We start from the raw sequence: 12,952 nt of genomic DNA, 5'->3' as shown, positions 1-12,952 counted from the left end.
TTATTATAGGTTTAATAGTATTTTTACCACATTTTATAGCGTTATTTTAGGGAGGCATATATGAGTTATCAACCTCATTATTTTCAAGAAGTTAGAAAAGCACAACAAGAATCATATTCGCCATACAGTCAATTTAAAGTAGGGGCTTATTTAAAAACGAAAGACGGTAGAACTTTTTATGGTACCAATGTAGAAAATGCTTCTTATCCATTATCGATATGTGCTGAACGAGCTAGTTTGGTATCGGCAATTTCTCAAGGATACAGACCAGGTGATTTTGAATCAATAACTGTAACCGTAGATGCAGATAAACCGTCATCACCTTGTGGTGCATGTCGTCAAGTTTTGAAGGAATTATGTGATGATGATATGCCTGTGTATATGACAAATCATAAAGGAGATATGGTTATGATGACAGTCGCAGAGTTACTACCATTTGGATTTTCAGGAAAGGATTTAGAATAAATGACAGAACATAAATCAGGATTTGTTTCAATTATAGGTAGACCAAATGTAGGAAAGTCAACATTTGTTAATAGAGTGATCGGCCATAAAATAGCAATCATGTCCGATAAAGCTCAAACAACTAGAAATAAAATTCAAGGTGTTATGACAAGAGATGACGCGCAAATTATATTCATTGATACGCCAGGTATTCATAAACCTAAACACAAATTAGGTGACTATATGATGAAAGTCGCTAAAAATACATTATCTGAGATAGATGCAATCATGTTTATGGTTAATGCCAATGAGGAAATTGGACGAGGCGATGAATATATTATAGAAATGTTGAAAAATGTTAAGACACCAGTATTTTTAGTATTAAATAAAATAGATTTAGTGCATCCAGATGAATTAATGCCAAAGATTGAAGAATATCAAAGTTATATGGACTTTACAGAGATTGTACCTATTTCAGCATTAGAAGGGCTAAATGTCGATCATTTTATTGATGTTTTAAAGACGTATTTACCCGAAGGACCTAAATATTATCCAGATGATCAAATTTCAGACCATCCTGAACAATTTGTAGTGGGTGAAATCATTCGTGAAAAAATCCTTCATCTTACAAGTGAAGAAATCCCTCATGCGATTGGTGTTAATGTGGACCGTATGGTTAAAGAAAGCGAAGATCGCGTTCATATCGAAGCAACTATATATGTTGAAAGAGATTCGCAAAAAGGAATTGTCATTGGAAAAGGCGGTAAAAAGTTAAAAGAAGTAGGAAAACGTGCGAGACGTGATATAGAAATGCTTCTAGGCTCTAAAGTTTACTTAGAATTATGGGTCAAAGTTCAAAGAGACTGGCGAAACAAAGTTAACTTTATTCGCCAAATTGGTTATGTTGAAGACCAAGATTAATCTTAAAAGTGGTGAAGATAATTGTTAATGCGCCAAAAAGGGATTATCATCAAAGCAGTTGATTATGGTGAATCTGATAAAATTATCACGATTTTAAATGAGCATGGTGCAAAAGTACCACTTATGGCAAGGCGTGCTAAAAAAGTTAAGACGGGTTTACAAGCGCAAACGCAATTGTTTGTTTATGGTTTGTTTATTTACAATCAGTGGCGAGGTATGGGAACGTTAAATTCTGTAGATGTTATTAGTCAACATTATAAATTACAAATGGACCTTTACGTAAGCAGTTATGCCTCTCTGGCAGCTGAAACTATTGAGCGCTCAATGGATGAAGGTGACATTGCACCATATAACTATCAATTATTACAATTTGTTCTTGAAAAAATAGAATCAGGTACATCTGCACAGTTAATGTCAGTCGTAGTTATGTTAAAGTGTATGAAACGATTTGGTTTTACTGCATCATTTAATCGCTGTGCTGTGAGTGGTAATGACACACAAGCAGATTTAATAGGTTATAGTTTTAAGTTTGACGGTGCGATTTCAAGGCAAGAGGCTTCTAAAGATGTACATGCAGTTATATTATCGAATAAAACACTATATTTATTAGATGTATTACAAAAATTACCAATAGATAAAATGAATTCATTGAATATCCATCAAGAAATTATTGATGAAATGTCAGATATCATTTTAATGTTATATCGTGAATATGCAGGTATGTTTTTTAAAAGTCAGAAACTAATCAACCAATTAAAAAGATTGGAACAATAACATAAAATAATAAAAGGTATTCAAGTAGCCACATAGATGTGTTTATTTGAATACCTTTTTCGAATAGAAAAGAGATACTGGCAATTTTACTAACCAGTATCTCTTTTTATAAATTATATAGCCACCACATATGGTGGAGAGTCTTTTTAATTAGAATTTTGTTTTTTCAGTTAAGAAAGCTTCTAACTCTGAGATTGGCATACGAACTTGTTCCATTGAATCTCTGTCACGTACTGTAACTTGATTATCTTCTAATGAATCAAAGTCGAATGTTACACAATAAGGTGTACCGATTTCATCTTGACGACGGTATCTTTTACCGATAGATTGTGATTCATCGAAATCGATTGAGAATTTAGAACTTAATTGCTCAAAAATCTTAATCGCTTCGCCAGATAATTTCTTACTTAAAGGTAAAATCGCTGCTTTATATGGTGCTAATGCAGGATGGAAGTGTAAAACTGTACGTGCATCTTTACTACCTTCAACGCCTTCTTCATCATATGCATCACATAAGAAAGCTAATGTTACACGATCTGCACCAAGTGATGGCTCGATACAATATGGAATATATTTTTCATTCGTTTCTGGATCATGGTATCTGAAATCTTCACCAGAGTGTTCAGCATGTTTACGTAAGTCGAAGTCTGTACGACTTGCGATACCCCATAACTCACCCCAACCAAATGGGAATTTATATTCAATATCAGTTGTTGCATTTGAGTAATGAGATAATTCATCTTCATCATGATCACGTAAACGCATATTTTCACTGCTCATATTTAAGCTTGTTAACCAGTCACTTGCAAAAGTTTTCCAATAATTTTGCCATTCGATTTCTTCTCCAGGTTTACAGAAGAATTCAAGTTCCATTTGTTCAAATTCTCTTGTTCTGAAAATGAAGTTACCTGGAGTGATTTCATTACGGAATGATTTACCAATTTGACCGATACCAAATGGTAATTTTTTACGCATTGAACGTTGCACGTTTTTATAGTTTACAAAAATACCTTGTGCTGTTTCAGGACGTAAGAAAATTTCATTTGTAGAATCTTCAGTTACACCTTGGAATGTTTTAAACATTAAATTGAATTGGCGAATTTCAGTCCAGTTAGCAGTTTTACTTACAGGACAAACAATACCTTCATCGTCAATAATTTTTTTCATTTGTTCAAAACTTAAACCATCGGCAATGAAGTTTTCATCACCTTTAACATCCTGCATATAATCTTCAATTAATTTATCAGCGCGATATCGAATTTTACTATCTTTATTATCAATCATTGGGTCGTTGAAGTTGTTTAAGTGTCCTGAAGCTTCCCATACTTTTGGATTCATTAAGATTGCAGCATCGATACCAACGTTAAACGGTGATTGTGTAATGAATTTTTGCCACCAAGCTTTTTTAACATTATTCTTTAATTCAACACCTAAAGGACCATAATCCCATGTGTTTGATAAACCACCGTAAATATCACTACCAGGGAACACAAAACCTCTGTGTTTTGCTAATGAAACAATTGTATCCATATCTTTTGCCATAATTACCTCTCCTCATACATGAAAACGCCCCATGGAAAATAACAGCATAGTAAATATGCTTTACTTCCATGGGACGAGTTAATATTTTAAATTGTATATAATACAAAATAAGTTACGTATTTAACCCGCGGTTCCACCCAAATTAGTGTAGTCACTCGCTTTTATTTTAAAATGATTCGTTGCGCCAATCTTATTGTTAAGCTTACACTATCCTTAACTCGCTGTACGTTTATTCTAATTGATAGATTATTTAAAGGCAAGTAAAATTAATGTGTTTGTGACATGAAAGAAATATCGGTATAATAATAAGTGAATAAAAAAGGGGTGAAGACCTATAGAACTCAGTCAAAGACAAGAACGAATCATCGAAATTGTTAAAACTAAAGGACCCATTACTGGTGAACAAATAGCAGATAAGTTGAATTTAACAAGAGCAACGCTTAGACCAGATTTAGCGATATTAACAATGTCAGGTTTTTTAGAAGCGCGTCCCCGAGTTGGATATTATTATTCAGGTAAATCAAAAGGTAAATTTTTTAATGAAAAACTTCGACAATTTGAGGTTAAGGACTATATGTCTCAACCTGTTGTGCTAAGAGAGAATACAACAGTTTATGACGCTATTTGTACAATTTTTTTAGAAGATGTAAGTACATTATTTATTATTAATGAAGATAACGATTTTGTTGGTGTGTGTTCAAGAAAAGATTTATTAAGAGCTTCAATGATTGGAGCAGATATTCATACAGTACCTATCAGTGTAAATATGACACGTATGCCTAATGTCACTTATTTAGAGGAAAGCGAATTAGTCATATACGCAGCAGATAGAATGATTGAAAAAGAAATTGATTCGATTCCAATTGTAAGAAAAAAAGATAATCAAAAGTATGAAGTAATTGGAAGAATTTCCAAAACAACAATAGCTAAGTTATTAGTAGCATTATATAAAGAATAGGTGAGAAGTAATGGAAAAAATTAAAATTATCGTAGCTTCAGATTCTATAGGTGAAACGGCAGAGTTAGTTGCTAGGGCAGGTATTTCACAATTCAATCCTAAGCAATGTAAAAATGAATTATTAAGATATCCATATATTGAATCTTTTGAAGATGTTGATGAAGTGATTCAAGTTGCAAAAGATACAAATGCTATCATTGTTTATACACTTATTAAACCTGAAATGAAGCAATATATGAGTGAGAAAGTAGCAGAATTCCAATTGAAGTCTGTCGATATCATGGGGCCATTAATGGATTTATTATCAGCTTCGGTTGAAGAAAAACCTTATAATGAGCCAGGTATCGTTCATAGATTAGATGATGCATATTTCAAGAAAATTGATGCGATAGAGTTTGCAGTTAAATATGATGATGGTAAAGATCCTAAAGGATTACCTAAAGCTGATATTGTTTTACTTGGTATTTCGAGAACTTCAAAGACACCATTATCTCAGTATTTAGCGCATAAGAGTTACAAAGTTATGAATGTACCGATTGTACCAGAAGTGACACCGCCAGATGGCTTATATGATATTGATCCAAAGAAATGTATCGCACTTAAAATAAGTGAAGAAAAATTAAATCGCATTAGAAAAGAGCGACTAAAACAATTAGGACTAGGTGACACAGCTCGATATGCAACAGAAGCACGAATTCAAGAAGAATTGAATTACTTTGAAGAAATCGTAAGTGAAATTGGATGTCCTGTCATTGATGTTTCTCAAAAAGCAATCGAAGAAACAGCAAACGATATAATCCATTATATTGAACAAAATAAATCGAAATGATTTCATTTTTGTCGAAAATTAGGTATAATAGTATAACTAATGCTTAATAGGTGATTTAATTTGCGAATAGATCAATCGATCATTAATGAAATAAAAGATAAAACCGACATTTTAGACTTGGTAAGTGAATATGTAAAATTAGAAAAGAGAGGACGCAATTATATAGGTTTGTGTCCTTTTCATGATGAAAAGACACCTTCATTTACAGTTTCTGAAGATAAACAAATTTGTCATTGTTTTGGTTGTAAAAAAGGTGGCAATGTTTTTCAATTTACTCAAGAAATTAAAGACATATCATTTGTTGAAGCGGTTAAAGAATTAGGTGATAGAGTTAATGTTGCTGTAGATATTGAGGCAACACAATCTAACTCAAATGTTCAAATTGCTTCTGATGATTTACAAATGATTGAAATGCATGAGTTAATACAAGAATTTTATTATTACGCTTTAACAAAGACAGTCGAAGGCGAACAAGCATTAACATACTTACAAGAACGTGGTTTTACAGATGCGCTTATTAAAGAGCGAGGCATTGGCTTTGCACCCGACAGCTCACATTTTTGTCATGATTTTCTTCAAAAAAAGGGTTACGATATTGAATTAGCATATGAAGCCGGATTATTATCACGTAACGAAGAAAATTTCAGTTATTACGATAGATTTCGAAATCGAATTATGTTTCCTTTGAAAAATGCGCAAGGAAGAATTGTTGGATATTCAGGTCGAACATATACCGGTCAAGAACCAAAATACTTAAATAGTCCTGAAACGCCTATCTTTCAAAAAAGAAAGTTGTTATATAACTTAGATAAAGCACGTAAATCAATTAGAAAATTAGATGAAATTGTATTACTAGAAGGTTTTATGGATGTTATAAAATCTGATACTGCTGGCTTGAAAAACGTTGTTGCAACAATGGGTACACAGTTGTCAGATGAACATATCACCTTTATACGAAAGTTAACATCAAATATAACATTAATGTTTGATGGGGATTTTGCGGGTAGTGAAGCAACACTTAAAACAGGTCAACATTTGTTACAGCAAGGGCTAAATGTATTTGTTATACAATTGCCATCTGGCATGGATCCGGATGAATACATTGGTAAGTATGGCAACGACGCATTTACTACTTTTGTGAAAAATGACAAAAAGTCATTTGCACATTATAAAGTAAGTATATTAAAAGATGAAATTGCACATAATGACCTTTCATATGAACGTTATTTGAAAGAACTGAGTCATGACATTTCACTTATGAAGTCATCAATTCTGCAACAAAAGGCTATAAATGATGTTGCGCCATTTTTCAATGTTAGTCCTGAGCAGTTAGCTAACGAAATACAATTCAATCAAGCACCAGCCAATTATTATCCAGAAGATGAGTATGGCGGTTATGATGAGTATGGAGGTTACATTGAACCTGAGCCAATTGGTATGGCACAATTTGACAATTTGAGCCGTCAAGAAAAAGCGGAGCGAGCATTTTTAAAACATTTAATGAGAGATAAAGATACATTTTTAAATTATTATGAAAGTGTTGATAAGGATAACTTCACAAATCAGCATTTTAAATATGTATTCGAAGTCTTACATGATTTTTATGCGGAAAATGATCAATATAATATCAGTGATGCTGTACAGTATGTTAATTCAAATGAGTTGAGAGAAACACTAATTAGCTTAGAACAATATAATTTGAATGACGAACCATATGAAAATGAAATTGATGATTATGTCAATGTTATTAATGAAAAAGGACAAGAAACAATTGAGTCATTGAATCATAAATTAAGGGAAGCTACAAGGATTGGCGATGTAGAATTACAAAAATACTATTTACAGCAAATTGTTGCTAAGAATAAAGAACGCATGTAGCATGTGATTTTAAAGAATAATACGAATAATGATTATGTCAAAATGTATAAGGGTAAATGATAGTTACCGCATTTAAACAACACTATTGAAAAATAAATATTGGGATTAGTTCCAATTTGTAAAATAAAATTAAAAATATGGATGAATTAATTAAGAATTTAGTTTAAAATAGCAATATTGAATAAATTTCGAATGTTCATATTTAAAATCGGGAGGCCGTTTCATGTCTGATAACACAGTTAAAATTAAAAAACAAACAATTGATCCGACATTAACATTAGAAGATGTTAAGAAGCAATTAATTGAAAAAGGTAAAAAAGAGGGTCATTTAAGTCATGAAGAAATTGCTGAAAAACTTCAGAATTTTGATATCGACTCTGATCAAATGGATGATTTCTTTGATCAATTAAATGATAATGATATTTCACTAGTTAATGAAAAAGATAGTTCAGATACTGACGAGAAACTGAATCCAAGTGATCTTAGTGCCCCTCCAGGTGTTAAAATAAATGACCCAGTTCGTATGTACCTTAAAGAAATTGGGCGTGTTAACTTATTAAGTGCACAAGAAGAAATCGAATTAGCCAAACGTATTGAACAAGGTGATGAAGTAGCAAAATCAAGACTTGCAGAAGCGAACTTACGTTTAGTTGTAAGTATTGCTAAAAGATACGTAGGTCGTGGTATGTTATTCCTTGATTTAATCCAAGAAGGTAATATGGGTCTTATTAAAGCTGTTGAAAAATTTGACTTTAACAAAGGATTTAAGTTTTCAACATATGCAACATGGTGGATTAGACAAGCAATCACTCGTGCAATTGCTGACCAAGCACGTACGATTCGTATCCCTGTGCATATGGTAGAAACAATTAATAAATTAATTCGTGTTCAACGTCAATTATTACAGGACTTAGGTCGAGATCCAGCACCAGAAGAAATTGGTGAAGAAATGGATTTACCAGCAGAAAAAGTTCGTGAAATTTTAAAAATTGCGCAAGAACCTGTTTCATTAGAAACACCAATTGGTGAAGAAGATGATAGTCATTTAGGAGACTTTATTGAGGATCAGGAAGCACAAAGTCCTTCAGATCATGCTGCTTATGAATTATTAAAAGAGCAATTAGAAGATGTGCTTGATACATTAACTGATAGAGAAGAAAATGTATTACGATTAAGATTTGGTCTTGATGACGGCAGAACAAGAACACTTGAAGAAGTTGGTAAAGTTTTCGGTGTTACACGTGAACGTATTCGACAAATTGAAGCAAAAGCACTTAGAAAATTAAGACATCCAAGTCGTAGTAAACGTTTGAAAGACTTTATGGATTAATTTATATCAATTTTAATGATTGATACCAAGACATGAATAAGCGCTTATTTATTTTTAGATTAAGATTTAACTTGAGTGAGGTTGGTACATTGAATAATGTTCAACCTCTTTTTTCATAAAGGAGAATAAAATGATTTCGTTAAATAACCGATTAACGACGGTAAGTCGATTTTTAAAACAAGGTACAATCGCGGATATTGGCTCAGATCATGCTTATTTGCCAATCTATGCAATTCAAAACCATTTATGCGAATGCGGTATTGCAGGAGAAGTTATTCAAGGCCCCTTTCAAGCTGCAGTGAAAAATGTAGCTGCAAATCAATTAGAAGATAGAATTGATGTACGTTTAGGGGATGGCTTAAGTGTTATTCATCCCGAGGACGTAATCGATAATATCACAATTTGTGGTATGGGCGGACCACTTATTGCTAAAATTTTAAAAGATGGGCAAGATAAGTTAAGTCAACATCCAAGGTTGATTTTACAAAGTAATATCCAAACTGAAAATTTAAGACAAACATTACAACAATTGAATTATGAAATAATTGATGAAATAATAATGGAAGAAAAAGGCCATATTTATGAAATTGTTGTAGCAGAATATTCTACACAATTAATAGAGCTATCATCTGATGAATTGAAATTCGGACCAAAATTGCTGAACAACAAAAATGAATATTTTATAAAAAAATGGCAAAGAGAGTTAGAAGCACTTTATCATATTAAATCGAAACTCAATACTGAACAACATCATCAACGTTTAGCTCAAATTAATGACGAAATTGCTGTAATTGAAAGGGTGTTATAGTAATGAAAATAGCTGATTTAATGACATTGTTAGATCATCATGTGCCATTTAGTACTGCTGAATCTTGGGATAATGTAGGATTGTTAATAGGTGATGAAGATGTTGAAGTTACTGGTGTTTTAACAGCATTAGACTGTACGTTGGAAGTAGTAAATGAAGCAATCGAAAAAGGTTATAATACTATTATTAGTCATCATCCTCTAATCTTTAAAGGCGTAACATCATTAAAAGCTAATGGTTATGGTTTGATTATTAGAAAACTAATTCAACATGACATTAATTTAATAGCGATGCATACAAATTTAGATGTAAATCCGTATGGTGTCAATATGATGTTGGCGAAGGCGATGGGTTTGAAGAACATTTCAATAATCAATAATCAACAAGATGTATACTATAAAGTTCAAACATATATACCTAAGGATAATGTTGGACCATTTAAAGATAAGCTTAGTGAAAATGGATTAGCACAAGAAGGTAATTATGAATATTGTTTCTTTGAAAGTGAAGGAAGAGGGCAATTCAAACCAGTTGGTGAAGCTAATCCAACAATAGGACAAATTGATAAAATTGAATATGTAGATGAAGTTAAAATTGAATTTATGATAGATGCATATCAAAAGTCAAGGGCTGAGCAATTAATTAAACAATACCATCCATATGAAACACCGGTATTTGATTTTATTGAGATAAAACAAACATCCCTTTATGGACTTGGCGTTATGGCAGAAGTGGATAATCAAATGACATTGGAAGATTTCGCAGCTGATATTAAATCTAAATTAAATATCCCAAGTGTCCGTTTTGTTGGTAAGTCTAATCAGAAAATTAAACGTATTGCAATTATTGGTGGTTCAGGTATTGGATATGAATATCAAGCTGTCCAACAAGGCGCAGATGTCTTTGTTACAGGTGATATTAAACATCATGATGCCTTAGATGCTAAAATTCATGGTGTGAACTTAATTGATATTAATCATTACAGCGAATATGTGATGAAAGAAGGTTTAAAAACGTTACTAATGAATTGGTTCAATACAGAAAAAATAAATATAGATGTTGAAGCATCTACAATTAATACAGATCCATTTCAATATATTTAAACTAAAATCTCGGGATTTCTAAATTTTGAAATTTCGAGGTTTTAATATTTTTATTTAAAATAGCACATTTATACTTTATAATAGTAAAGATGAACATATAAGGAGGCCAAATCATGGCAAAACATCCATTCGAACAATTTAATCTAGAATCTAGTTTAATTGACGCTGTGAAAGACCTTAATTTTGAAAAACCAACTGAAATTCAGAATCGAATTATTCCAAGAATACTAAAGAGAACAAATTTAATTGGTCAATCTCAAACGGGTACAGGGAAATCTCATGCATTTTTATTACCATTAATGCAGTTAATTGATAGTGAAATAAAAGAACCACAAGCAATCGTAGTTGCACCAACAAGAGAACTTGCACAACAACTATACGATGCAGCGAACCATTTAAGCCAATTTAAAGCTGGCGTTTCAGTTAAAGTTTTTATTGGTGGTACAGATATAGAGAAAGATAGACAACGTTGTAATGCACAACCACAATTGATTATAGGCACCCCTACTAGAATTAATGACTTAGCTAAAACGGGACATTTACATGTGCACTTAGCATCATATTTAGTTATTGATGAAGCGGATCTTATGATTGACTTAGGATTAATTGAAGATGTAGATTACATTGCTGCAAGATTGGAAGATAATGCAAATATTGCGGTGTTTAGTGCTACAATTCCACAACAGTTACAACCATTTTTAAATAAATATTTAAGTCATCCAGAATATGTAGCTGTCGACAGTAAAAAACAAAATAAAAAGAACATCGAATTCTTTTTAATACCTACTAAAGGTGCAGCTAAAGTTGAAAAGACTTTAAATTTAATTGATATACTAAATCCATACTTATGTATTATTTTCTGTAATAGTAGAGATAATGCAAATGATTTAGCACGTTCACTAAATGAAGCTGGTATTAAAGTTGGTATGATTCATGGTGGTTTAACGCCACGTGAACGTAAACAACAAATGAAACGTATACGTAATTTAGAATTCCAATACGTTATTGCCAGCGATTTAGCATCTCGTGGTATTGATATTGAAGGTGTTAGTCATGTCATCAATTTTGATGTGCCAAATGATATTGACTTCTTTACACATAGAGTCGGACGAACTGGTCGTGGGAATTATAAAGGTGTAGCAATAACGCTTTATAGTCCTGATGAAGAACACAATATTTCATTAATAGAAAATCGCGGTTTTGTTTTCAATACTGTTGATATTAAAGATGGTGAGTTAAAAGAAGTTAAAGCGCACAATCAGCGTCAAGCAAGAATGCGCAAAGATGACCATTTAACTAATCAAGTGAAGAACAAAGTTCGAAGTAAAATTAAAAACAAAGTTAAACCAGGTTATAAGAAGAAATTTAAGCAAGAAGTTGAAAAAATGAAACGTCAAGAGCGTAAACAATTTAGTAAGCAGCAAAATAGACAAAAACGTAAGCAAAACAAAAAAGGTTAGGTGTGTTTTATGTTATTAGGATCACATGTTTCAATGAGTGGTAAAAAGATGTTAGAAGGTTCTGCTATAGAAGCGCATGAATATGGTGAAACAACATTTATGATTTATACTGGTGCACCTCAAAATACGCGCCGTAAAAGTATTGAAGATTTAAATATAACTAAAGGTCATGAAGTGATGGAAAAATATGGCTTATCTAATATTGTTGTTCATGCACCATACATCATTAATATTGCAAATACAACCAAACCAGAAACGTTTAATCTTGGTGTAGATTTCTTGCAACAAGAAATTGAAAGAACGCAAGCTATAGGCGCTAAAGATATTGTATTACATCCAGGTGCGCATGTTGGAGCTGGTGTTGATGCCGGAATTAATAAGATTATTGAAGGATTAAATGAAGTTTTAACGAATGACAATAATGTACGTATTGCGCTTGAAACGATGGCAGGTAAAGGTACTGAGATTGGTCGCTCGTTTGAAGAGTTAGCACGTATTATTGATGGAGTTCATAATAACGAACGTTTATCAGTATGTTTTGATACATGTCATACGCATGATGCTGGATATAATGTGAAAGAGGACTTTGATGGCGTATTAAATGAATTTGATAAAATCATTGGAGTCGACAGAATCAAAGTTGTTCATGTCAATGATTCTAAAAATGACCGTGGCGCTCAAAAAGACCGACATGAAAATATTGGCTTCGGTTACATTGGTTTTGATGCATTAAATTACATTGTGCATCATGATAGTTTTAAAGATATTCCGAAAATCTTAGAAACACCTTATGTTGGTGAAGATAAGAAAAATAAAAAACCGCCATATAAACTTGAAATTGAAATGTTGAAACAACAGCAATTTGACCCAGAATTAAAAAATAAGGTTATGCAACAATAAAATGA

The 12,952-nt window shown here is 32.2% G+C and carries 12 protein-coding genes; 11 read left to right on the top strand and 1 reads right to left on the bottom strand.

Annotation, left to right across the window (positions count from 1 at the left end):
- Window positions 1–60 precede the first annotated feature (60 nt).
- The 3 genes from cdd to recO are packed head-to-tail and all read left to right on the top strand — an operon-like array spanning window position 61 to window position 2,139.
- Window positions 61–465: a cytidine deaminase gene (cdd, locus tag IDG65_RS09820; protein ID WP_000121875.1), complete on the top strand. Its 405-nt coding sequence runs from the start codon at window positions 61–63 to the stop codon at window positions 463–465.
- Window positions 466–1,365 (top strand): GTPase Era, encoded by a 900-nt coding sequence (gene era, locus IDG65_RS09815; RefSeq protein WP_000134765.1) that lies wholly within the window; start codon window positions 466–468, stop codon window positions 1,363–1,365. It begins immediately after the preceding gene.
- Between the two features lie 27 nt (window positions 1,366–1,392).
- Window positions 1,393–2,139 carry a DNA repair protein RecO gene (recO, locus tag IDG65_RS09810; RefSeq protein ID WP_001557361.1) on the top strand — a complete coding sequence of 249 codons (747 nt, stop codon included), beginning with the start codon at window positions 1,393–1,395 and terminating at the stop codon, window positions 2,137–2,139.
- 150 nt (window positions 2,140–2,289) lie between these two features.
- Here the strand turns inward: recO and IDG65_RS09805 are convergent, their stop codons facing one another.
- Entirely contained in the window at window positions 2,290–3,681 is a 1,392-nt protein-coding gene (locus IDG65_RS09805; RefSeq protein ID WP_001030080.1) for a glycine--tRNA ligase, read from the bottom strand.
- A 334-nt stretch (window positions 3,682–4,015) separates the two neighbouring features.
- On the opposite strand from IDG65_RS09805, the gene ccpN reads away from it, so the two are divergent.
- From ccpN to IDG65_RS09765, 8 genes are all read left to right on the top strand, one after another.
- Window positions 4,016–4,639, top strand: coding sequence for a transcriptional regulator CcpN (gene ccpN, locus IDG65_RS09800; RefSeq protein WP_001797828.1), 624 nt, complete (start codon window positions 4,016–4,018; stop codon window positions 4,637–4,639).
- A 10-nt stretch (window positions 4,640–4,649) separates the two neighbouring features.
- On the top strand, window positions 4,650–5,468 hold the full coding sequence (locus IDG65_RS09795) for a pyruvate, water dikinase regulatory protein (RefSeq protein ID WP_000411298.1): 819 nt from the start codon (window positions 4,650–4,652) through the stop codon (window positions 5,466–5,468).
- Between the two features lie 60 nt (window positions 5,469–5,528).
- A complete protein-coding gene (dnaG, locus tag IDG65_RS09790) occupies window positions 5,529–7,346 on the top strand; it encodes a DNA primase (RefSeq protein ID WP_001217257.1) in 1,818 nt (605 codons plus the stop codon).
- Between the two features lie 223 nt (window positions 7,347–7,569).
- A complete protein-coding gene (gene rpoD, locus IDG65_RS09785) occupies window positions 7,570–8,676 on the top strand; it encodes an RNA polymerase sigma factor RpoD (protein WP_001283055.1) in 1,107 nt (368 codons plus the stop codon).
- A 130-nt stretch (window positions 8,677–8,806) separates the two neighbouring features.
- Window positions 8,807–9,484: a TrmK family tRNA methyltransferase gene (locus IDG65_RS09780; protein ID WP_000624578.1), complete on the top strand. Its 678-nt coding sequence runs from the start codon at window positions 8,807–8,809 to the stop codon at window positions 9,482–9,484.
- 2 nt (window positions 9,485–9,486) lie between these two features.
- Window positions 9,487–10,587, top strand: coding sequence for a Nif3-like dinuclear metal center hexameric protein (locus tag IDG65_RS09775; RefSeq protein WP_000683934.1), 1,101 nt, complete (start codon window positions 9,487–9,489; stop codon window positions 10,585–10,587).
- 113 nt (window positions 10,588–10,700) lie between these two features.
- A complete protein-coding gene (locus tag IDG65_RS09770; RefSeq protein WP_001062179.1) occupies window positions 10,701–12,047 on the top strand; it encodes a DEAD/DEAH box helicase in 1,347 nt (448 codons plus the stop codon).
- A gap of 9 nt (window positions 12,048–12,056) precedes the next feature.
- Entirely contained in the window at window positions 12,057–12,947 is an 891-nt protein-coding gene (locus IDG65_RS09765) for a deoxyribonuclease IV (protein WP_000924214.1), read from the top strand.
- Window positions 12,948–12,952 lie beyond the last annotated feature (5 nt).

This window comes from Staphylococcus sp. EG-SA-17 (genome assembly GCF_017151845.1).
Classification (GTDB): domain Bacteria; phylum Bacillota; class Bacilli; order Staphylococcales; family Staphylococcaceae; genus Staphylococcus; species Staphylococcus aureus.
Note: the sequence above shows the minus strand (reverse complement) of the source record. Positions and strands in the feature narration are given on the sequence as shown.